Here is a 22,905-nt window from a genome sequence, read left to right as displayed (position 1 = left end):
TTCCATCGACATAAAAAATGCCGACTATGTATAGTCGGCATTCTATCACCAATCATTGCGGCTTGCTGAGTTAACTCACTTAGCCTTGTTGCGATTCTGCTAGCTTGGCATCGTTTTCTTCACGAAGTACACGGCGTAGAATCTTACCTACGTTGGTTTTCGGCAGATCTTCCTTAAACTCAACAAGTTTAGGAATCTTGTAGCCCGTTAGGTGCTGACGACAGTGAGCGATAATCTCATCTTTAGTCAAACTAGGATCACGTTTAACAACATAGATTTTAACCAGTTCACCAGACACTTCATGTGGCTGACCAATCGCAGCAACCTCAAGAACTTTACCGTGCAAAGCTACGACATCTTCAATTTCGTTTGGATACACGTTAAAGCCAGATACCAAGATCATATCTTTCTTACGATCAACAATGTGGATTAGCCCCTCATCATCAAACTTCACGATGTCACCAGTCGATAACCACCCTTCAGCATTGATCACCTCTTTGGTGGCTTCAGGGCGTTGCCAGTAGCCTTGCATGACCTGTGGACCACGAACCTGAAGTTCACCGACTTCGGTATTCGGGAGAGGATTACCTTCATCATCAACGATACGGACTTCCGTTGATGGTACCGGTAAACCAATCGCCCCTGTGTAATCAGTCAGGTCATACGGGTTACCCGTTACTAGTGGTGAACATTCTGTCAGGCCATAGCCTTCAAGTAGATGAATACCCGTGGTTTTCTTCCATTGGTCTGCGACTGCGCGTTGAACCGCCATGCCACCACCCACTGCCAGCTTAAGATTACTGAAGTTCAGTTCATGGAAGTCTTCGTTGTTAACCAATGCATTGAACAGGGTATTAACACCGGTAATCGCAGTAAATGGATATTTTTGTAGCTCTTTGACGAAACCTGGAATATCACGTGGGTTGGTAATCAATAGGTTCTGACCACCCATTTCGATAAACAGCAGACAGTTCACCGTCAAGGCAAATACGTGGTAGAGCGGTAATGCGGTTACGACTAACTCACGACCTTCTGACAGAACCGGACCATACGCGCCTTTCGCCTGCAGTACGTTGGCAATCATGTTACGGTGAGTAAGAATCGCCCCTTTAGCTACTCCGGTTGTACCACCGGTGTACTGTAAGAAGGCAATATCGTCACCCGACATAAATGGCTTCACGTATTGAAGGCGACGACCTTTGTGTAACGCCTGACGCATGGAAATTGCGCCCGGTAGGTCATATTTAGGAACCATCCCTTTGACATACTTAACTACGAAGTCGACCAATGTGCCTTTTGCACGCGGCAGCATTTGCCCGAGACTGGTCAGAACAACGTGCTTCACTGATGTGTTTTCAACGATTTGCTCAAGCGTGTTGGCAAAGTTAGAAACAATCACAATCGCTTTCGCACCAGAGTCGTTCAGTTGGTGCTCAAGCTCACGAGGTGTGTAAAGTGGGTTGACATTGACAGCAATCATGCCTGCTCGTAAAACGCCAAACAGCGCCACTGGATATTGCAGCAGGTTAGGCATCATCAAAGCGACACGGTCGCCTTTTTTCAACTTCAGCTCATTCTGCAAGTAAGCCGCAAATGCACGGCTACGCTCTTCCAGCTTGCGAAAAGTCATTACCGAGCCCATGTTCATAAATGCAGGCTGGTCAGCGTACTTTTGTACTGACTGTTCAAACATCTCCACTAAGGATGGATATTGATCTGGGTTGATGTGCTCTGGCACATCACTTGGATAACGTGATAACCAAGGTTTATCCACGGTAAAACTCCTCGAAATTAGCTGGCTGTCTACTATGTGAAACGCTCTATTTGCAATGTCGTCTATTACAGCACAGGCGGGCTGCTTGAGCACGAAAGACTCAAACACTTGTTTAAATTTTGTTAACTAAGCCAAAAATTAGGCTAGCTACTCTAAAAGGGGATTGCAGATGACAGTGATGACCACCTTCGATCATCTCTACATGAGTGGAATCGGGAGTATCATTCTGAAAAGACTGCAAATAAGAGAAACCTTGCTCACCAAGAATAACCCATTGAGGTAGGGTGAGCTGCTGGCGATATACTGCCGCTTGTTCCAGCGACATTCGATACAGTGATTGGCTCTGTAGCTTAACGTCATGTCGCCACTGCCAACCATTTTCTATCTCGATTAGGCCGCGCTTTACGACAGGAGCAATCAACTCTGCGTCAAGTTCGTTCACTTTTGCTCGACGCTCTATCGCTTCTTGGACTGACTGCATGGCACGCATCGGTTTTCTACGGATTCTTTGCCGACTCAATACCCCTTCTCGTAGTCGAGAAACGGCATTTTGTGATGATTCAGCCAAAGATCCATACCCTTCTATCTGAACTAATCCACCGATTTGCTCAGGAAAGGCGGCACTATAGCAACTTGCAATCAAAGCACCAAGCGAATGACCCACTAGTACCAGTCTGTTTGGCGATAAGTTAGCCAAAAACTGGTAAACGTCCTCTATATAGTCGTGAAATGGGTAGAAATTGCCGCCATTTTTATGGCTAGAAAGGCCATGACCAGGTAAATCGATTGCGCAAAGGTGGAGTTGAGGACTGATTGCGTGTAACTCGCTCATCACGCTTTCGAAACTGGCCGCGTTGTCCAACCAACCATGTAAAAAAACGACGGATAGTTCAGCCGTTTCTTTGCAGCCGTATTCGATGGCTGCAATATGGCCATCGGCAATATTCCATCTACGTTCAACGCGCATTATTTGACTTCTTGAATGACTTTGCCTTGCTTAGGCCCGTAGCGAGATTCGCGACAATACAGCCCATGACATGGAGAGAGGTAGCTGTCGAAGTCATGAATGATGACACGTTCTTCAATCCTCCATAGGTGATAACCTTTGACCTTCATTACAGGAAAGTCATAGCTATACTCACCTACCTTTCCTTGTTCTCTAGGTTGAGTGTCACCAAGTAGTGAGATCAGTCGTCCTGTTGATAGGGTCACAGGATCCGCGAATCCCTGAATGTAACCAACAAAACGCCCTTGAGGCTCTTGAGTAATATCCGGTTTGCCCGATGCGCTAATTGGCAGATTGACCACTTCTACACGAGTGGTGTCTTTAAGGTTGGTCACGCTGGCAACCAAACCACCGAGACGCACTTCATCGCCGCTATTAGGTGTAGACTGCCAAACCGTGTAATCGGTGATTAGCTGTGGATTATCGGACTTCAAGGTTTCTGGCAACGAACTACAGGCCGACAGCAATGCTGCACCGACCAAGATGAACAATGGTTGTAATAGACGAAGAGACATAAGGTTAGACAAGCCCATAGCGTTAGATGTAAATATCGACACCAAGCATTTGCGATAGTTCATCACGCTTGGCTTGCGTCATCACGTTCATATACTCCTCCATCGCCTTACGTCCTCGTCCTTCCGGAAGGTCGTACTGAACTTGTGCTTTATGGAGTTCAGATTCGCTGACATGGCGGATAGAATGTGCCACCGCATTCGCCACCTTACTCGGTTGACTAACGGGTGTTTTATCACTTGATTTTTTGACCTCATTCTTCTTATTGGTCTTATTTGCCCTATTAGGGCCAGGGACCGAAGGAGGTAAACCGTTAATTGATACCATACTATCCGCTTATGCCGTTTATCTGATGAACGTCGTTATTCTCTGCCCGGAAGTTTCTTCCAAGCAACCGTATCGCGAAGGTAGACTGGGCTCGCTTCTTCGACATCCACTGCGTTACCTTTAGCCAGTTCAAATTTTGCTAGTTGAACAATATCTTCTGCATCAGGGAACAATACATCACTCTTCTGCGTGTTGAACTGTAGACCATTTAGTTGTTCTGGGTAAGCATCCCAACCCGTCCCTGCCGTAAACCATACCTGTTGATCGGCTTGACTATTATCGGCGACTCGTTGAGGTGGCGTCACACACTCACTATCCACTGTTAGCCAAGTGCCATCTTCTTGACGAGTGAAACGTCCCCAATAAACCTCATTCATACGCGCATCAATCGCAGTCGCGACATGGCTTTGAGCGTGTTTACGGTAGACTCCCTGAGCCATCGCTTCTAGTGTCGACACACCGATCATAGGTAAATTCGCGCCGAACGCTAAACCTTGTGCAATACCAATGCCAATTCGCACACCAGTAAAGCTACCCGGGCCACGCCCATATGCGAGTGCATCCAGTTCCGCTAAGGTTAACCCCGCTTCTTTCAGTACTTCATCTACCATAGGCAGTATTTTCTTGGTGTGATCACGTGGTGCAACTTCACTGCGTACGTACACTTTATCATCTACTAAAAGAGCAACTGAGCAGTTCTCAGTCGCCGTATCTAGAGCAAGGATCTTTACACTCATTGATATCTCTGATTGTTTGTTTAATTTTGACATGACTTATGTTCAAGAAAGTCCTGTACCACCGCTAGGTCACGTGTGCGGGGTATCGGAGGCAAACTGGCAAGGAAGACCCCACCGTAATCTCGGGTTACTAAGCGATTATCACAGATAATCAGAGCTCCCCTATCTTTCTTGTCGCGAATTAGGCGCCCAACACCCTGTTTGAGGGTGATTACTGCATCCGGTATTTGAACCTGAGCAAAGGGGTCTCCCCCTTTTAGCTGGCAATCTTCAATGCGAGCCTTCAATAGTGGGTCATCTGGTGCGGTAAAAGGCAATTTGTCGATAATAACACAGCTAAGCGCATCACCTCTAACATCAATCCCCTCCCAAAATGCCCCCGTCGCCACCAGCAGCGCATTACCCAGCTCCATAAATTCCGCGAGTGTTTTTTGTTTGCTCGTTTCACCTTGCATCAATACAGGTATAGTCAGATGCTGGCGAAAGCGCTCACACAGCTCTTTCATCATGCTATGCGATGTGCATAGAAAGAAACAGCGCCCTTGGTTTTGCTCGATGACAGGGCTTAGCATCGTGACTAACTTGTCGGCCATTCCCGGACTATTCGGCTCTGGCAGATAACGGGGAACGCACAACCTCGCCTGACTTTGATAGTCAAACGGACTTGGTAAAGACATTTGAACTTGGGGTTTCAATCCTAACCGAGCGGTAAAGTGTCCAAAATCGTTGTTCACCGCCAAGGTCGCTGAAGTAAATATCCACGCTCCCTGCTTGAGCTCAATCTGCTCATGGAACTTGTCGGCTACGGTTAATGGGGTGATATGCAGACTGAAATGTCGTGGACTCGTCTCATACCAATAAGAGTAACCGGTAATCGAGACATCACAAACCCTCACCAATCTTGCTTTGATGGTATTGGCGCGTTCAAACGCACTATCCAATAACTGACTACGCCCCAAGGCGAGCTTGAGCACTTCGATAACAAAATCCAATGTCTCTTCGAGTCGGCGCAACTCTCGGCCAATCGAAGGGGAATTAATGGCTTCGCGCCAATTACCACGAAACCCGGGCTCACCAAGAACTATACGTAAATCCATCACCGTCTGATAGAGCTTCTCACCCGCTTTCTGTAGCTGGCGCATATCGCGAGCTTCCGTTCGATAGGCGATTTCAATGTCTTTACATAACTCATGAACTTGCCTGCTTGATAGAGATTGGCCAAAGTATTGGCTGGCAATGTCCGGTAGCTGATGAGCCTCATCGAAAATAAAAACGTCAGCTTCCGGGATCAATTCCCCAAAGCCCGTTTCTTTAATCGCAAGATCAGCTAAAAACAGGTGATGGTTGACGACCACTATGTCTGCATCCATCGCCTTTTTACGTGCTTTAAGAACAAAGCATTCCTGATAGCTCGGACACTCTTTACCAAGGCAGTTGTCATTAGTGGAAGTGATGGTCGGTATCACAGGGCTGTCTTCTGCTATCGCATCGCAATCACCCAAGTCTCCGGTTTTCGTTTCGGATGACCAGCTACGCACTTTAACTAACTGACTGAGTAGCGTCGGATCTGCGGTCTGATTGTGGCTTTCCACCATCTGTCGGCTAAGGCGATCTAAGCAAAGATAGTTCGCGCGTCCCTTAAGTAAGGCTACTTGACCATAAAATCCGAGGGCATTGGTCATCAACGGCAGATCACGGTGGAACAACTGCTCTTGGAGGTTTTTAGACCCTGTACTGATAATGGTTTTTTTACCGCTAAGCAGTGCAGGAACCAAGTAAGCAAAAGTTTTACCTGTACCTGTACCCGCTTCGACCACAACCTGACCTTGCGACTTGATTGCATTGGCAACGACTTCGGCCATGTCGAGTTGTGCTTGGCGCGGTTGAAAACCGGGAATGGCTTTTCCTAATGCGCCTTCAGAAGAGAAGGTTTTTGAAATCATTAAATGCAGAGCGTTAATCTTAAGGGGAGGTAATTATGGCAGTTTTAAGGCCAAGGCGCGAACAGGATTTCGCGCCCTAGGCAATTTGCAGATTAACGTTTATTGAGGTAGCGAGTTAGCCAAGCAGGACCAGTGAAACCTTCTTGCTGACAATCGGACAAGGCTTTTGCAGCTTCCGCTGGGGACGCACGGTTTTCCCACATTTCGTCGAGTAATTCTTCGTCTAATTCCTTTCCACCTGTTAGGGCGCTCACTCTTTCTGAGTACAATTTTCGGGCTAATAACTCTCTATCCATAAATACCACCTAAAAAACGCGATAAGAGAAAAAATACCAACATCTAAATTGAGCAAACGGTTAACTCAGATTAATTGTTGAAACCATTTCGATATTAGTTTAATTGTAGCTTCAATAATGCGGGTGAGCTCACCGTTCGCAATCCCGTAAAAAATTCATTATTCAAAAAAAATAATTCACGGAAGTTTTAACTAAATGGAAAAGAAAACACTACTGACACATTGTACGGACGCCCCTGGTCTTATTTCGAAGATCACCAATATCTGTTACAAACACCAACTCAATATCATTCACAACAACGAATTTGTCGACAACACCAGCGGCCACTTTTTTATGCGCACGGAGTTGGAAGGTTACTTCAATGATCAGACATTTCTCGCTGACCTCGACCAAGCGTTACCACAGGGCGCTAAGCGCAAACTCATCGGCTCAAATCGTAAGCGTGTCGTTATCCTTGTCACCAAAGAAGCGCACTGTCTTGGCGATATTCTCATGAAGAACTACGATGGCAGCCTAGATGTTGAGATTGCGGCTGTCGTGGGTAACTATGATACGTTACAAAGTTTAACTGACAAGTTTGGCATTCCTTACCATCACGTATCGCATGAAGGGCTCAATCGTGAAGAGCACGAGCAAAAGCTACTCACTGTGATCGACCAATACCAAGCAGATTACTTAGTGTTGGCGAAATACATGCGCGTGTTGACGCCATCATTTGTTGAGAAGTACCACCATAAGATCATCAATATCCACCACAGTTTCCTTCCTGCCTTTATCGGTGCGAAACCTTACCAACAAGCGTATGAACGTGGCGTTAAGATCATTGGTGCTACGGCGCACTTTGTGACGAATGATCTGGACGAAGGCCCAATCATCAAACAAGACGTGATACCTGTAGACCACAATTTCAGTGCTCAAGACATGGCGCAAGCAGGACGCGATGTAGAGAAAAATGTATTAAGTAAAGCACTCAACAAAGTGTTAAACGATCACGTATTTGTCTACGGCAACAAAACCGTCATTTTGTAATTCAAGCGATAAAAAATAAGGCCTCCAACTGGAGGCCTTATTTATTTGCTATCTGACTTATAATTTAACCGCCAGCTCTACACCCTGCTTAATCGCTCTTACCGCGTCAAGCTCACCCGCATAGTCTGCGCCGCCGATAACATGCAGCTTGTCACCGAACTGTTCCCATTGAGCTTCAAAAGGACGTACCGATTCTTGTCCTGCACAGATGATCACAGTATCTGCATCAAGTAACTGTTTCTTGTCATCAACGCTAATGTGAAGGCCTTGTTCATCGATTTTCTCATAGTTCACGCCACCGAGCAGATTAACACCGCGCTTTTCTAAAGTGCGCTTGTGAATCCAACCTGTCGTTTTACCCGGACCTTTACCTACACGACCCTTGCGACGCTGTAACACCCATACGGTTTTATCACTCAACGATTCAGGATACGGGTAAAGACCACCTGGATGAGAAATTTCCTTGTCGATCCCCCATTCATGCAACCAATCGTCAAGATTGTGCCCATTGGGTTCAGTCAGCATAGTGGCAACATCGACACCAATGCCTCCGGCACCAACAATCGCTACCTTATTACCAACAAAGGTCTTCTCTTTGATCAATGTCTGATAGTCGATCACTTTTTCTGGTGTATCAATGCCTTCAATATTGACTTTACGTGGTTCAACACCCGATGCCATCACGACTTCGTCATATTCAGCGAGCAGGTCATAGTTAGCGTCTGTATCAAGGTGAAGCTTCACTCCAGTTTGGTCAATTCTGTTAGCGAAATAACGAATCGTTTCTCTGAACTCTTCTTTACCCGGGATCTGCATCGCCAGACGGAACTGTCCACCAATTCGGTCATTACGCTCAAACAAATCAACACTGTGGCCTCTTTCCGCCAGTGTTGTAGCACAGGCTAGACCCGCGGGACCTGCGCCAACCACGGCGATGTTCTTTTTCACCTCAGCGGGTTTGACAACCAGCTCTGTTTCGCGGCAAGCAAGAGGGTTGACTAAGCACCCTGCGCGTTTACCTTTGAACACGTTGTCGAGGCACGCTTGGTTACAACCAATACAGGTATTAATAAATTGCGACTGATTCTGTTCTGCCTTAATAACAAAATGAGGGTCCGCTAGGAACGGTCTTGCCATCGAGACCATATCGGCATGACCATTGGCGAGAATCGATTCCGCTTCTTCAGGAGTATTGATACGGTTACAGGTAACAATCGGCACATTGACATGTGGACGAACTTTCTCAGTAACCCAAGTAAATGCTCCGCGTGGTACCTGAGTCGCGATGGTAGGAATTCTTGCTTCATGCCAACCGATACCAGTATTGATAATGGTCACACCCGCTTTTTCAAGCTCCTGCGCTAACTCAACCACTTCATCAAAGGTACTTCCCTCTTCCACTAAGTCGAGCATAGAAAGACGGAAGATGATAATAAATTCTTGCCCTGCGGCTTTACGAATCGCTTTTACAACTTCCAATGGGAAGCGGATACGATTCTGATAGCTACCGCCCCATTCATCGTAACGAGTGTTGGTTCGTTTACAGATAAACTGGTTTAGGAGATAGCCTTCTGACCCCATCACTTCAACACCATCATAGCCAGCTTCAACCGCTAAAGCGGCACTCTTAGCGAATGCTTCGATAGTATTGTTGATTTGACGCGTGCTCATTTCGCTCGGTGCAAAACGTGCGATTGGCGCTTTAATTGAGGAGGCACTTTGAGCAAAGGGATGCATGGCATAACGACCGGCATGCAATAGCTGTAATGCGATTTTGCCACCGTGCTTATGAACCGCTTCAGTCACGACCTTATGCGCTTTAGCATGTTTGGCTTTACTAAACTCAGCACTAAATGGATGCAGTCGACCACGTAAATTTGGCGAAAAACCTCCGGTAACGATTAGGCCTACTCCACCCTTCGCTCTCTCTTCGTAGAACGCAGCAAGCTTGCCGAGACCTTCTTTTTGTTCTTCGAGCCCCGTGTGCATTGAGCCCATCAACACTCGGTTTCTCAATTGGGTAAATCCGAGGTCTAGTGGTTTTAGTAGGTTTGGATACATGGAAGACATCACTTTACTCTATTTTTATTGTGGTCTGACCAGAATACGAAGTCATTAATTAAAAATCAAACACCCGTTTACATTTTTGTAACACCGATCAATCTTACGGTTGTTTGGGTATACTAGTTTAAGTAGGATATAACTATATCTTGAATTCTAAGGTCTTACATTGGATAAGCCCTAACCTGCGAAATTCGCAGCGGAGAAAAAATGAAGAGTATTTTTAAGTTTGTTGGCATGTTTTTCAAAGGGATCTGGAAGCTGATCACTTTTATTCGTCTTGCCCTCGTCAACCTGATTTTTCTGGCAAGTATCGGTATTATTTATTTCATCTATACCAATGCCGAATCGCCTGTACCGACGGTTTCTAAAGAGTCCGCGCTGATCGTCAATATTTCTGGCCCAATTGTTGAACAGGCAACTTATGTCAATCCGATGGATTCGTTGACAGGTTCTTTGTTTGGGCAGAGCTTACCGAAAGAAAACGTCCTCTTTGATATCGTTGAAACCATTCGACGTGCAAAAGATGACTCACAAATCAGCGGTATCGTTCTCGCGCTACGCGATATGCCAGAAACCAATCTGACTAAACTGCGCTACATCGCTAAGGCATTGAATGAGTTTAAGGCCTCTGGAAAGCCAATCTACGCGGTAGGCGACATGTACAATCAGAGTCAATACTATCTCGCTAGCTATGCGGATAAGATCTACCTTGCACCTGATGGTGCTGTAATGTTGAAAGGTTATAGCGCCTATTCACTTTACTACAAATCTCTCTTAGAAAAGCTCGACGTTAATACCCATGTATTCCGTGTTGGCACCTATAAGTCTGCCATAGAACCCTTTGTTCGTGACGATATGTCGAAAGAAGCAAAAGAGTCTGCCTCGCGCTGGTTAGGGCAACTTTGGGGCGCATATATTGATGATGTCGCGGCCAACCGTCAGCTTGATGCCAAAACACTCAATCCTGATATGAACGAGTTTCTCGCTCTGCTTAAAGCAAACAATGGTGATCTAGCTTCATTATCGCTAAATGTCGGCCTTGTCGATCAACTGGCGACACGCCAACAAGTAAGAAAAGAGCTTGTCGATGTTTTTGGTAGCAATGGAGAAGACAGCTATAACTATGTCGACTTCTATGAGTACCAGTCGACAATGACGCCTAAATTCAACCTAGCTTCTGATGATATCGCGATTGTGGTCGCAAGCGGTGCCATTATGGATGGTTCGCAACCACGCGGCACTGTTGGGGGGGATACAGTTGCAGCCCTACTTCGCCAAGCACGCAATGATGACAAAGTGAAAGCCGTCGTACTGCGTGTTGACAGCCCTGGAGGCAGCGCATTTGCGTCAGAAGTCATTCGCAACGAAGTCGAGGCTCTAAAAGAAGCAGGTAAACCTGTCGTTGTATCGATGTCTAGCCTCGCCGCTTCAGGTGGTTACTGGATTTCAATGAGTGCAGATCGCATTATTGCACAACCGACAACCTTAACCGGTTCAATAGGCATCTTCAGTGTGCTCACGACGTTTGAAAAAGGTCTTAACAAACTGGGTATCTATACCGATGGTATCGGTACTTCGCCTTTCTCTGATGTCGGTGTCACTACAGGTCTTTCAGATGGCGCTTCCCAAGCGTTCCAAATGGGGATCGAACATGGCTATAGCCGTTTTATCGGTCTAGTGAGTCAATCACGTCAAATACCTATCGATAAAGTAGATGATGTGGCTCAAGGTCGCGTTTGGACAGGTCAGGACGCATTGGAATTCGGCTTGATCGATAAAATTGGTGACTTCGATGACGCAGTCGCATTGGCAGCGGAACTGGCTAAAGTTGAGCAATACAATCTCTATTGGGTTGAAGAGCCACTGTCTCCAGCTCAGCAGTTTATTCAAGATTTCATGAATCAGGTCAGTGTCCACTTAGGGATTGACGCGACGTCGATGCTGCCGCAAGCACTCCAACCAGTCGCTAAACAAGTGCTGCAAGATACGAATATGCTGCAAAGCTTCAATGATCCAAAAGGACAATACGCTTTTTGCCTAAACTGTCAGGTTCAATAACATCGCTTCACAGCATGGTGACTAAACCGACCAGATGATTTAGGGGGGATTCCTGTGCGGAATCCCCCTTTTTATTGGCCTAGATTAAGATATAATTCCCCGCTCTGTTCCCCCTACAATTAACTGGTTTCAAAGCAATGGCAAGAAAACATATTTATATCGCATACACCGGCGGTACCATTGGTATGCAAAAATCCCATGATCACGGCTATGTTCCTATCGCTGGCTTCATGGAGAAACAACTCGCTAGCATGCCAGAGTTTCATCGACCAGAAATGCCTGAGTTTACTATCCACGAGTATGATCCTCTGATTGACTCGTCAGATATGACACCTGCAGATTGGCAACAAATCGCGGATGATATCCGTGATAACTACGATAAGTACGATGGTTTCGTGATCCTGCATGGCACCGACACCATGGCATACACTGCGTCTGCGCTATCGTTCATGCTGGAAAACTTGGGTAAACCTGTCATTGTCACTGGCTCTCAAATTCCATTGGCTGAACTGCGCTCTGACGGTCAAGCCAATCTGCTAAATGCCCTGCATATTGCTGCGAATTACCCGATTAACGAAGTGACGCTGTTCTTCAACAACAAGCTGATGCGTGGCAACCGCAGTACAAAATCTCACGCTGATGGTTTTAACGCCTTCACTTCACCAAACCTACCTCCACTGCTAGAAGCGGGTATCAACATTCAAATCAGCAGTGATATTGAAGTAGGTAAGAAACCAGAAGGTGAGTTTAAAGTTCACGACATTACACCACAGCCTATCGGCGTGATTACTATGTACCCAGGAATTTCTCACGAAGTCATTCGCAACACGTTGCTTCAGCCTGTCAATGCAATGATTTTGCTGACGTTCGGTGTTGGTAATGCTCCGCAAAATCCTGAGCTACTCAATCACCTCAAAGATGCGTCCGAGCGTGGCGTTCTCGTCGTCAACCTGACTCAATGTCTCGCTGGTAAAGTCAATATGGGCGGTTACGCAACGGGTTGTGCCTTAGCAGAAGCCGGCGTGATCAGTGGCTATGATATGACGCCAGAAGCAGCGCTCGCGAAACTGCACTACCTTTTAAGCCAAGGTCTGAGCTACGAACAAGTTAAGGTTAAGATGCAGCAAGTTCTTCGTGGCGAGATGAGTATTTAATCTCTCCCCAGCATCTCTTGTAGAAAAGCCGACTAACTGTCGGCTTTTTTATCGCGGATTGATAACAAAAAAGGCGACTGTATCAGTCGCCTTTTGCTTTATATCTCTCTCGCGCTTAACCGATGTGCGTTGCGCCGCCCATGTACTTCTGAAGTACGGTTGGAACCGCGATACGACCGTCAGCTTGTTGGTTGTTCTCTAGAATCGCAACCATAGTACGACCTACAGCAAGACCAGAACCGTTTAGTGTATGAACAAGCTCAGGTTTCTTCTCACCTTTACGACGGAAACGCGCTTGCATACGACGAGCTTGGAAGTCCCACATGTTTGAACAAGATGAGATTTCACGGTAAGTCTCTTGCGCTGGAACCCAAACTTCAAGGTCGTAAGTCTTACGAGCACCGAAGCCCATATCACCAGTACATAGAACAACTTTACGGTAAGGAAGTTCTAGCAGTTGAAGAACTTTCTCTGCATGAGCGGTTAGCTCTTCAAGTGCATCCATTGAGTCTTCTGGCTTAGTGATTTGTACCAATTCAACTTTGTCAAATTGGTGCATACGAATAAGACCACGAGTGTCGCGACCATAAGAACCCGCTTCTGAACGGAAACATGGTGTATGAGCTGTCATTTTAAGTGGCAGATCTGCTTCGTCGGTAATCGTGTCACGAACCATGTTAGTAACAGGAACTTCCGCCGTTGGAATAAGCGACAGTTTACGAGGCTCTTCATCGTTCACTTTCTCTTCTAGCGGCTCTGTATGGAAAAGGTCTTTACCAAACTTAGGTAGCTGACCTGTACCAAATAGGCTGTCAGAGTTGACTAGGTAAGGCACATACATTTCTGTGTAGCCGTGCTCTTCAGTGTGAAGATCAAGCATGAACTGAGCAATTGCGCGGTGAAGACGAGCAAACTGCCCTTTCATCACGATAAAGCGTGCACCTGTAATCTTAGTGGCACTCGCAAAATCAAGACCGCCGCCCATTTCGCCTAGGTCAACGTGATCTTTCAATTCGAAGTCGTAAGTTTTTGGTTCACCCCAACGAGAAATCTCTACGTTGTCATTTTCATCTTTACCGTCTGGCACTTCATCTGCAGGCAGGTTAGGAACCGAGAGAGTAATTTCATCAAGTTTCGCCATTACCGCGTCAAGTTCCACTTTTTTCGCGTCTAAATCGCTACCAAGTGTACCGATTTGCTTCTTGATTTCCTCTGCACCTTCTTTATCGCCTGCTGCCATTTTCTGGCCAATCTGCTTGGAGATGGAATTACGCGTGGATTGTAAATTTTCAACTTCTACTTGAATGGACTTACGTTGTTCTTCAAGTGTACGGATTGTCTCTACGTCTAGCTTAAAGCCACGACGTGCTAGTTTTGCAGCTGTTTCATCCAGCTCTGTACGAAGTAATTTAGAATCCAGCATTGTTAATCCTATGCTTTTTTTAGTAGTGAAATCGCGCTCAAGCTTCATGCTCAAGCGCTAAAAATATTAACCGAATAAATGTATCTAAAATGGACGCTTATTCATAGCGTTTTTGTGGGCTTTTTGCGTCTAAACTAGCCAAGTAATCTAACTTTTCGCCAATTTTAGTTTCTAAGCCGCGATTGGTTGGCTGGTAGTAAGTTTTTCCCGACATTTCTGGTGGCAAATATTGCTCACCAGCAGCATACGCTCCTGGCTCATCGTGGGCATAACGGTACTCGGCGCCATAACCAAGATCTTTCATCAAGCTGGTGGGAGCATTACGAAGATGAGGCGGCACTTCATACTCTGGTAAGTTATGCGCATCGGCCAGTGCTTGCTTCCAAGCGGTATAGACGGCGTTGCTCTTTGGCGCACATGCTAAATAGACAATGGCCTGAGCTATCGCACGTTCGCCTTCGGCAGGTCCCACTCGTGTAAAACAGTCCCATGCTGATAGAGCTACCTGCATAGCACGCGGGTCGGCATTGCCGATATCTTCTGACGCAATAGCCAACAGCCTGCGAGCAATGTACAGGGGGTCACAACCAGCTGCTATCATCCGAGCAGACCAATAGAGCGCGGCATCGGGGTTGGAACCGCGAATCGATTTATGTACCGCTGAAATTAAGTCGTACCAGATGTCTCCCTTGTTGTCGAAACGAGAGACCTTCTCCCCGGCCACTTCAGCCAACAAAGCCAAGGTAATCTGTTTTTTGCCTTGCGCGTCTTCTTGAGCCATATCATACAGCAGCTCAAGGTAGTTTAGGGACATGCGGGCATCACCGTTGACAAGTTCAGATAAACGATCGAGAACGTTGTCGACAAATTCAGCCTCTACTCCACCTAAACCACGCTCTTTGTCATCAATGGCCTGTTCAAGCGCTAGACGGATATCTTCTTTGGCCAACGACGTCAGTTTGTAAACGCGGGCACGTGACAGCAAGGCGTTATTGAGTTCAAAAGAGGGGTTTTCGGTGGTTGCACCAATAAAGGTTACCGTGCCATCCTCGATATGAGGGAGAAACGCATCTTGCTGGGATTTGTTGAAGCGATGTACCTCATCAACAAACAAGATAGTACGTCGACCTGCCAGTTTGTACTCACGAGCTTTTTCAATGGCAGCACGGATCTCTTTCACACCCGAAGTGACGGCCGATACACGCTCAACCTCTGCGTTAGCATAATTGGCAGCCACTTCAGCGAGAGTGGTTTTCCCTGTACCCGGCGGCCCCCAAAGAATCATCGAGTGAATATGCCCAGCTTCTAGAGAACGTCTTAGCGGCTTGCCTTGACCAAGAATATGCTGCTGACCAATATACTGTTCGAGTGTTTCAGGGCGCATTCTGGCAGCAAGGGGGCGAAAGTCTTCATCCCCCGAAAAATCTAACGTGTAGTTACTCACACTTAGTTCCTTTGGTCATCGACCTCTACACCCTGCGGAATAGCAAACGTAAAACGATCAGCACTTGGTTTGCCAAGGTGTACATTGTTAAACGTAAAAGTACTTTGCTGGCCGTCTTGTTCAACCACACTAAATCCTTCTACCTTACCTTGAGGGTCGATTTTTAGCTTAAATTGACCTTGATTGCTGTCAGCCGCGGTTGGCGTTAAGGTGAAGGTATTTCCTTGTTGTTCAACCTTGTAGTTATCCCAGTCGCTCGCGCGATTGCGAGTCAGAAGAACAAAGGGGGTTTGCTCTGTTGCTTGCTCTTGCCAATAGATACTCACTTGTTCAATGAATGGGCTGTAGTACCACAGGCTCTTGCCATCAGACACCAAGACATTTTCGTCCGGAGCGGTTGTCGTCCAACGAAATAGACTCGGACGTGCGATCTCTACATTACCCTGACCTTCCATCACAATGTCGCCTTCAGGGCTGATCAACTGTTGAGAAAAATCAGCACTGAATCCATCGTTCATTTGTAGTCGTTGGCTAAGCTCATCTTTAGGCGCCGCCATAACTGAAAAGCTCATCATTAGTAATACAGCAAGTTTTTTCATTCGATTGTTACCCTAATTGGTCGCGTACGTACCACTTATAACTTCTAATTCGTTCTAATATGACCGAACAAGGTTAACTTTGTTCGATCAGTTTTTTTTATTTTCCGCAGCACTGCTTGAATTTTTTACCGCTCCCACACGGACATTCATCGTTACGACCAATGTTTTTGTATGGGTTAACGCTTTGGGCTTTGGCACCTGTCATTGCTGCGTCAGCGGCTTGCGCTACTTCAGCAATCATCAGGTCTAACTGGTCAATAAAGTCACTCAGTGACGGTGGATTTTCAATGCCTGACGCTTGCATTTGACTGCGAGTTTGCTCTTCATCAACCGCTAACATAAAAGTGGTTAACATTGCCTGAAGCATACGGAGTGTGCCATCTCCTACACTGGTCTCCATCCACTGTTCTTCGACAGTCGGCCACAAGGTCATAAAACCTTCTGCGAAGTCCCCCAGTTGTTCTGCTTGGCGTTCAGGTTCGAGTAAGCTCAACAGCGAGTATTCACCTCGCTGCAAATAAGCGTATTGCTGATGAATATGCGCTTCGATACTCGGCCTCGCCTCTGATGCTCGCTCAGAAAAAACCGACCCTAACCAACTTTCGGGGGCTAAAGGTTTGGTTGCCATATTGGCCGCGAGCGTTAAGCCTTCAATAAACAGTGGTGATTCGGCAGTAATTGAGTCTTCGAGTGTCAGAATTTGATACTTCATTTTCTTGTTCTAGTGTTAATCGTTGTTTAGCCACATTATAACCCTATGCAAGGTCTGCGGTCACTTCGAGACTTTCCTCCCTGATTCGATGGCCATACCTTGCTGAAACTTTTGGTACTGTTCCCGTCACGGCTAGTCTCAACGTTTGGTTCCTAGCCTTTTCTTTTCTCTCATTGGTTTTGCACAATCCTAGTTGAGGGATGACTTTATCGGCTAATACCTCTAAAATCACGCCTCCTAAATTTGAGGTGTTAGTTATGCGTGTAGTTCTGGGTCCTATGGAGGGCGTGTTAGATCACTTAATGCGAGAGATCTTAACGGATATCAATGACTATGACTTGTGTGTCACTGAATTCGTCCGTGTTGTAGATCAACACTTGCCTGATCACGTCTTTCACCGCCTGTGTCCAGAGTTACTACAAGGCTCTCAGACGAAATCTGGGGTTCCTGTACATGTGCAACTGCTTGGCCAAGACCCGCATTGGATGGCTGAAAATGCCGTTCGTGCAGCACAACTTGGCGCCAAAGGCATTGACCTCAACTTTGGCTGTCCGGCTAAACTCGTCAACAAAAGCAAAGGTGGCGCGGCATTGCTTCAACATCCTGAGTTGATTCACAATGTGGTTAAAGCATGCAGAGAAGCTGTTAGTTCAGATATTCCCGTCACAGCCAAGATTCGTTTGGGCTGGGACAACCCTGAAGACTGCTTCGAAATCGTCGACGCGATTCAAAGTGCCGGGGCGAATGAATTGACCGTCCATGCCAGAACCAAAACGGGTGGCTACAAAGCGAGCGAAATCAAGTGGGAGTACATCAATAAAATTCGCCAACGTTTCGATATTCCGCTGATTGCCAATGGTGAGATATGGAATTATCAAGATGGTCAAGCCTGCATTGACACTACTGGCGTTGACTCTTTAATGGTCTGCCGTGGTGCGTTCAACGTGCCGAATTTGGGCAATGTGGTCAAACACGATCATGCGGTGATGCCTTGGTCACAAGTTGTTGAACTGCTCTTGGTGTATTCTCAGTACGAAATGAAAGGCGACAAAGGTCTTTACTATCCTAACCGAGTTAAGCAGTGGTTCGCGTATTTACGTCATCAGTATCCACAAGCAAATACGCTATTTAGAGAAATTCGCACCTACAACAAAGCTGCACCCATTGTTGAACACATCACCCGATACCGAGATACACTCGTCGCAGCTTAGAATACCAACTGGTCTTTACCGGCGTTTTTCGCTTGATAGAGTTTTTCATCAGCAGCTTTGAATAACACATCGAAGCTGCTTGCTCCTTCTGCTTCAACCACTTCAACACCACCAGACACAGTAAAACCGTTTTCTACAGCCGCCTCTGAATGCTGACAAATATCGTTTCTTACTCTGAGCATACTTTTCTTCAACGGCTCTATCGCGTTTCCTGTCATATAAATCACAAACTCTTCGCCGCCAATGCGAGCCGCAGCATCACTACTACGAATGCCTAGACTGATCTGCTCTGCCATATATTTAATAACGGTATCCCCGACATCATGGCCGTGGTTATCATTAATTTTCTTAAAATCATCAATGTCGAACACCCCGAGCGCGATATAGTGACCGTGTAGAGCATTATTGGTTAAAAACGCTTCTAAGCCACGTCGATTTAGCAGGCCTGTCATAGGGTCTGTCGCGGCAAGCTCTCTGAAATAACCATGCTCAACCCTCGTATTGATCAAAAAGAGCACCACAACAGAGAATACATAGATAAAGGCCGTCACTAGGAGGCTGTATCGTTCAAAGTAGAAAAAGTGGCGAATCTCTTTTTGTAGTTCAAAGAGATAATAAAGAGCATAGGTACTTGCTACCCCTTCTATGTCAATCATTTTCAGCCTAAACGCATTGTCAGGTGGAGAGAGGTAACTGGTGTTTAGGATATGCAATTCGCCCGCTAATTTGCCTTGGGTTGCGAGCAGGCGTTGGTAAGAGATATCTAATGACAACATCCCCTGATGCACATCATTTAGGTAGACTGGCATCGTCATACTCAAAATGGTGTCATTGCTTGCAATGATTGGGGCAGGCCCAGACAAAGTAATTTTTTCTCGGTTATTGGCAGTCACTTGCCAGTATGGGCGAGCTTGGATGGTGTCGAGTAATTCCACCGTCAGACTCTTTGCATAGTCATCAGGCGAAGACATCACATAGCCCGCTCTGTCGATATAGTGGATGCCTAGCAGATACTCATCGATATCGTGTAAGAATGACAGAATTGGAGCAAGTGATACTTGGTTGGAAACTCGCTGATAGATCTCACTACCCGGAGTACAAAGGCTTTCTCTGCCAACCAACATATAGTTAATATCGACAGCGGGAATATCATAATCCCGCCCTTCGGCTCTCAGCAGAGCGTCAATCGGCCACATCTGACATAGACCATCGACAATTCGACGATTATGTTCAAGCAGCATAAAGTTTGCGGTCTTATCATGGTTGGAAAAACTATAGTCTATCGCGGCAACGACTTTAGCGGCGCGAGACGTGGCCTCAACGACACGAGTGTATTCATCATCGATATCGCGATTAACGGCGTCATAATAGTTTTTTAACGTCAATGCGAGCACGACTAAGGACAAAACCAAAGGTGCTAAAAATACAAACTTTAAACTAAAGTGCCTGTCAACCTGCATCTATTTCCTCACAAAAACTAAACCCATCAATACTGTAATACAATTGATGGGTTTAGTAGATATCCAGATTGAGATTATCTCATAGATTTGGTGGATATTTCGGTAACAATTTGTCAGCAACTCGTTAATTTAGCAGTAAGCTATCATCCGCCAGTTCTTCGCCACGAACCTTAGAAAACATCTCTAAAAGATCTGGAACTCGCATATTCGCTCGCTGTTCACCGGATACATCCAGAACAATCTCGCCTTGGTGAAGCATCACGGTACGGTCACCACAAGCTAACGCGTCTTTCATTGAGTGAGTAACCATCATCACAGTGAGGTTGAACTCCGAAACAATTTTCTTCGTCAAATCAATAATAAACGCAGCCATACGTGGATCCAGCGCAGCGGTATGTTCATCCAATAACAATAATTTGCTATCAGAAAGCGTCGCCATCACAAGGCTCACCGCTTGTCGCTGGCCGCCCGATAATAGACCAATGCTGTCACCTAGGCGGTCTTCCAGTCCCAACCCTAAGATACTAATACGCTCTTGAAAAAGTTTGCGACGCTGAGATGAAAGAGAAAGATTCCACCCTCTCTTTTTGCCACGCATATATGCAAGTGCCATGTTCTCTTCTATCGTCAACTCTCCACACGTACCAGCTAAAGGATCCTGAAACACGCGAGCACATTGCTTGGCTCGCTGATCCACCGTTTGACGAGTAACATCGAGTTCATCAATCACGACGCGTCCACCAATCATTGGCGTTTCGCCGGTAACAGCACCGAGCAGCGTTGATTTGCCTGCACCATTCGAACCAATCACGGTTAGGAATTGGTGCTCCGGAACCTCAAGAGAAACACCACGCAAAGCACGATTTTCTAAGATGGTTCCTGGATTGAACGTCACCTGAATATCTTCTAGACGAATCATGCTACTTCTCCTGACTCTTTATCCTGCTTGGATAGATTTTTGCTCTCCATCGCAGGGCTAAGCTTTTTTGATTTAAGGTTACCTTTAATCTTGGGCGCAATCAGCGCTGCGGCAACCAGAACTGCCGTGACCAAGTTGAGGTCTGAGGCTTGCAATCCGAACATCCCTGAACTGAGGGCAAATGCTACCGCCAGACGGTAAAGCACTGAACCGACGATAACTGCAACAACAGCCACCCATATTTTTCTTCCTGGAATAAGCGTTTGACCGAGTATCACAGCAGCTAAACCAACCACGATCGTACCCACACCAGAAGTCACATCAGCAAAGCTGTTCGTTTGAGCAAACAAAGCTCCAGCAAAGCCAACAAAACCATTGGATAACGCCAGACCAAAGTAGGTGTAAAAGGATGTGCTTGCCCCTTGCGCTGAAACCATGCGGGCATTGACTCCCGTCGCGCGTAGGCCAAGACCGAAGTCGCTGTTCAGTAGACGTACCACCAGCCAGGCAGAAACCAACACCAATATACCAACCACCAATGGGCGAACTAACATAGGATCGCCGTACGCCTCAAACGGGGTCAGAATAGTGTCCTCACCAAGCAGAGCTAAGTTTGGTCTACCCATGATACGGATATTGATCGAAAAGGCCGCGATCATCGTTAATATCGATGCCAGAAGATGGAGGATTCCACAGCGAACCGCTAAGAACGCGGTCACCCACCCCGTCGCGGCACCCGCTACGATCGCCATCAAGGTCGCCAGCCACGGATTTATACCAGCAACAATTGCGGTCGCTGCAACGGCAGCCCCCATAGGAAAGCTACCATCTACACTTAAGTCAGGAAAATCAAGTACGCGAAAGGTGAGATAAACGCCAAGGGCTACGAGACCATACAGCAAGCCAATTTCCAAAGCGCCAAAAAATGCAAAAGCAGACATAACAACTCCCTTTTCTGCTAAAGACTCAACACCCCCCAAGCAACGCGGTTGCTTGGGGGATTGGTTTATTTCACGCTTGTCGCACGGTCTAGTACAGACTGTGGAATTACCACACCAAGTTTGGTCGCTGCGCTTTGGTTAACAACCAGATCTGAGCCCTTTGCCACTTTGACATCAAGCGAACCAGGCGCTGCACCTTCAATGATAGCTGCAACATAATCGGCGGTTTGAACACCCACTTGGTAGTAGTCGAATCCTAAGCTCGCAATGGCGCCTTTTTCTACGTATGAAGTCGCCCCACCCAATACTGGTGTTTTAGCCTGATTAGCCGCAACGATCATACCTTCAATCGCACTCGCTACCGTGTTGTCTGTTGGCGCATAAATCACATCTGACTTCGCGGCGATAGCTTGAGTAGCAGATTGAACATCCGCACTTTTCAGAGCTGTCGCTTCGATAACTTGAATACCCTGCTCTTGTGCGCTGCGTTTTAGAAGTTCTACTAACGTCACCGCATTCGCTTCACCTGGGTTGAATACCACGCCGATAGATTTCACCTCTGGAAGAATCTCTTTGATCAATTCAACATGCTGGCTGACGGGAGAGAGGTCGGATAGACCAGTAACGTTCTTACCTGGTTGTTCCAATGTCTTAACTAACTTGGCACCAACTGGGTCAGTAACGGCGGTAAATACAACTGGGATAGTGCGAGTAGCTGAAACGAGTGCTTGAGCAGTAGGAGTCGCGATACCGACTAAAACATCCGGTTTTTCACCCACATATTGACGGGCAATCTGAACCGCAATAGCAGGATTGCCCTGTGCAGTTTTGTAGTCGAATTCTAGGTTTTTGCCTTGCTCGTAACCTTTGGCTTTTAGCCCGTCGATTAGACCTTGGCGAGTGGCGTCTAGCGCGGGATGCTCGACAATTTGTGATACGGCTACCTTAGCCGTTTTTGCCATGATGCTGGTTGATGAGAGTAACGTAACACCTGCGAGAACTGCGGTCGCAATAGCTTTTCCTGCTTTCATCTTGACTCCTTGATGTCGTACCAACGCCACTGACTATCTAAACATTCTTCGAGGCCAAGAGTGCAATCACTAAAATTACGGTGATGACGCCATAAGAATGACAAAGTAACCGCCACTGGTACGGTGCTCTCAGTCCCTTCTGCCTAGCAATAACCTGAGTACACAATTAATGGCGCTGGTATAAGCAATAATATGTTGTGTGAAGTTCTGTTTTGTATTTATAAATTGCACACTTTATGTGCACATCAATTATTATTACCAGCA

20 protein-coding genes are annotated in these 22,905 nt (G+C 46.5%); 4 read left to right on the top strand and 16 right to left on the bottom strand.

Annotation, left to right across the window (positions count from 1 at the left end):
* Positions 1-79: 79 nt before the first annotated feature.
* The 7 genes from fadD to ACQEXP_RS04155 form a co-directional block, all read right to left on the bottom strand.
* A complete protein-coding gene (gene fadD / locus ACQEXP_RS04185) occupies positions 80-1,774 on the bottom strand; it encodes a long-chain-fatty-acid--CoA ligase FadD (RefSeq protein ID WP_269376038.1) in 1,695 nt (564 codons plus the stop codon).
* Positions 1,775-1,886: 112 nt separating this feature from the next.
* A complete protein-coding gene (locus ACQEXP_RS04180) occupies positions 1,887-2,741 on the bottom strand; it encodes an alpha/beta fold hydrolase (RefSeq protein ID WP_426968393.1) in 855 nt (284 codons plus the stop codon).
* Positions 2,741-3,295: a Slp family lipoprotein gene (locus tag ACQEXP_RS04175; RefSeq protein WP_426968559.1), complete on the bottom strand. Its 555-nt coding sequence runs from the start codon at positions 3,293-3,295 to the stop codon at positions 2,741-2,743. Before ACQEXP_RS04175 ends, ACQEXP_RS04180 begins: the two co-directional genes overlap by 1 nt.
* Before the next feature lie 22 nt (positions 3,296-3,317).
* Positions 3,318-3,620 carry a chromosome partitioning protein ParA gene (locus ACQEXP_RS04170; RefSeq protein ID WP_426968391.1) on the bottom strand — a complete coding sequence of 101 codons (303 nt, stop codon included), beginning with the start codon at positions 3,618-3,620 and terminating at the stop codon, positions 3,318-3,320.
* A 35-nt stretch (positions 3,621-3,655) separates the two neighbouring features.
* Complete coding sequence (gene tsaB, locus ACQEXP_RS04165) at positions 3,656-4,357, bottom strand: tRNA (adenosine(37)-N6)-threonylcarbamoyltransferase complex dimerization subunit type 1 TsaB (RefSeq protein ID WP_426968389.1); 702 nt, start codon at positions 4,355-4,357, stop codon at positions 3,656-3,658.
* Between the two features lie 20 nt (positions 4,358-4,377).
* Positions 4,378-6,300, bottom strand: a complete 1,923-nt coding sequence (locus ACQEXP_RS04160) for an ATP-dependent DNA helicase (protein WP_269376041.1) — start codon at positions 6,298-6,300, stop codon at positions 4,378-4,380.
* A 92-nt stretch (positions 6,301-6,392) separates the two neighbouring features.
* Complete coding sequence (locus tag ACQEXP_RS04155) at positions 6,393-6,596, bottom strand: hypothetical protein (RefSeq protein ID WP_269376042.1); 204 nt, start codon at positions 6,594-6,596, stop codon at positions 6,393-6,395.
* Positions 6,597-6,791: 195 nt separating this feature from the next.
* Between ACQEXP_RS04155 and purU the strand changes: the two genes are divergently transcribed.
* Entirely contained in the window at positions 6,792-7,625 is an 834-nt protein-coding gene (purU, locus tag ACQEXP_RS04150) for a formyltetrahydrofolate deformylase (protein WP_426968388.1), read from the top strand.
* A gap of 57 nt (positions 7,626-7,682) precedes the next feature.
* On the opposite strand, the gene ACQEXP_RS04145 is transcribed toward purU, so the two are convergent.
* Positions 7,683-9,695 (bottom strand): FAD-dependent oxidoreductase, encoded by a 2,013-nt coding sequence (locus tag ACQEXP_RS04145; protein WP_426968386.1) that lies wholly within the window; start codon positions 9,693-9,695, stop codon positions 7,683-7,685.
* A gap of 201 nt (positions 9,696-9,896) precedes the next feature.
* Here ACQEXP_RS04145 and sppA point away from each other — a divergent pair, with 201 nt between their 5' ends.
* Positions 9,897-11,747 carry a signal peptide peptidase SppA gene (gene sppA, locus ACQEXP_RS04140; RefSeq protein ID WP_426968384.1) on the top strand — a complete coding sequence of 617 codons (1,851 nt, stop codon included), beginning with the start codon at positions 9,897-9,899 and terminating at the stop codon, positions 11,745-11,747.
* A 137-nt stretch (positions 11,748-11,884) separates the two neighbouring features.
* Positions 11,885-12,901, top strand: a complete 1,017-nt coding sequence (ansA, locus tag ACQEXP_RS04135) for an asparaginase (protein WP_426968382.1) — start codon at positions 11,885-11,887, stop codon at positions 12,899-12,901.
* 115 nt (positions 12,902-13,016) lie between these two features.
* Here the strand turns inward: ansA and serS are convergent, their stop codons facing one another.
* From serS to ACQEXP_RS04115, 4 genes are all read right to left on the bottom strand, one after another.
* Positions 13,017-14,324, bottom strand: a complete 1,308-nt coding sequence (serS, locus tag ACQEXP_RS04130; protein WP_269376048.1) for a serine--tRNA ligase — start codon at positions 14,322-14,324, stop codon at positions 13,017-13,019.
* Between the two features lie 97 nt (positions 14,325-14,421).
* Positions 14,422-15,768 carry a replication-associated recombination protein A gene (locus tag ACQEXP_RS04125; RefSeq protein WP_426968380.1) on the bottom strand — a complete coding sequence of 449 codons (1,347 nt, stop codon included), beginning with the start codon at positions 15,766-15,768 and terminating at the stop codon, positions 14,422-14,424.
* Between the two features lie 2 nt (positions 15,769-15,770).
* Positions 15,771-16,367: an outer membrane lipoprotein chaperone LolA gene (gene lolA, locus ACQEXP_RS04120; RefSeq protein WP_269376050.1), complete on the bottom strand. Its 597-nt coding sequence runs from the start codon at positions 16,365-16,367 to the stop codon at positions 15,771-15,773.
* A 97-nt stretch (positions 16,368-16,464) separates the two neighbouring features.
* Complete coding sequence (locus tag ACQEXP_RS04115) at positions 16,465-17,079, bottom strand: YecA family protein (protein WP_426968378.1); 615 nt, start codon at positions 17,077-17,079, stop codon at positions 16,465-16,467.
* 257 nt (positions 17,080-17,336) lie between these two features.
* On the opposite strand from ACQEXP_RS04115, the gene dusC reads away from it, so the two are divergent.
* Positions 17,337-18,290: a tRNA dihydrouridine(16) synthase DusC gene (gene dusC, locus ACQEXP_RS04110; protein WP_426968376.1), complete on the top strand. Its 954-nt coding sequence runs from the start codon at positions 17,337-17,339 to the stop codon at positions 18,288-18,290.
* On the opposite strand, the gene ACQEXP_RS04105 is transcribed toward dusC, so the two are convergent.
* The 4 genes from ACQEXP_RS04105 to ACQEXP_RS04090 form a co-directional block, all read right to left on the bottom strand.
* Complete coding sequence (locus tag ACQEXP_RS04105; RefSeq protein WP_426968374.1) at positions 18,287-19,750, bottom strand: diguanylate cyclase; 1,464 nt, start codon at positions 19,748-19,750, stop codon at positions 18,287-18,289. The two genes, dusC and ACQEXP_RS04105, sit on opposite strands and share 4 nt — an antisense overlap.
* A 124-nt stretch (positions 19,751-19,874) precedes the next feature.
* The gene (locus ACQEXP_RS04100) at positions 19,875-20,669 is read right to left on the bottom strand and encodes an ABC transporter ATP-binding protein (RefSeq protein WP_269376053.1); all 795 of its coding nucleotides are present in this window, start codon (positions 20,667-20,669) and stop codon (positions 19,875-19,877) included.
* Positions 20,666-21,610: an ABC transporter permease gene (locus ACQEXP_RS04095; RefSeq protein WP_269376054.1), complete on the bottom strand. Its 945-nt coding sequence runs from the start codon at positions 21,608-21,610 to the stop codon at positions 20,666-20,668. The genes ACQEXP_RS04100 and ACQEXP_RS04095 overlap by 4 nt, the downstream gene beginning before the upstream one ends.
* 65 nt (positions 21,611-21,675) lie before the next feature.
* On the bottom strand, positions 21,676-22,641 hold the full coding sequence (locus ACQEXP_RS04090) for an ABC transporter substrate-binding protein (protein ID WP_269376055.1): 966 nt from the start codon (positions 22,639-22,641) through the stop codon (positions 21,676-21,678).
* Between the last annotated feature and the right edge of the window lie 264 nt (positions 22,642-22,905).

The sequence above is a fragment of the Vibrio sp. TRT 1302 genome, from assembly GCF_050113875.1.
Lineage (GTDB): Bacteria > Pseudomonadota > Gammaproteobacteria > Enterobacterales > Vibrionaceae > Vibrio.
Note: the sequence above shows the minus strand (reverse complement) of the source record. Positions and strands in the feature narration are given on the sequence as shown.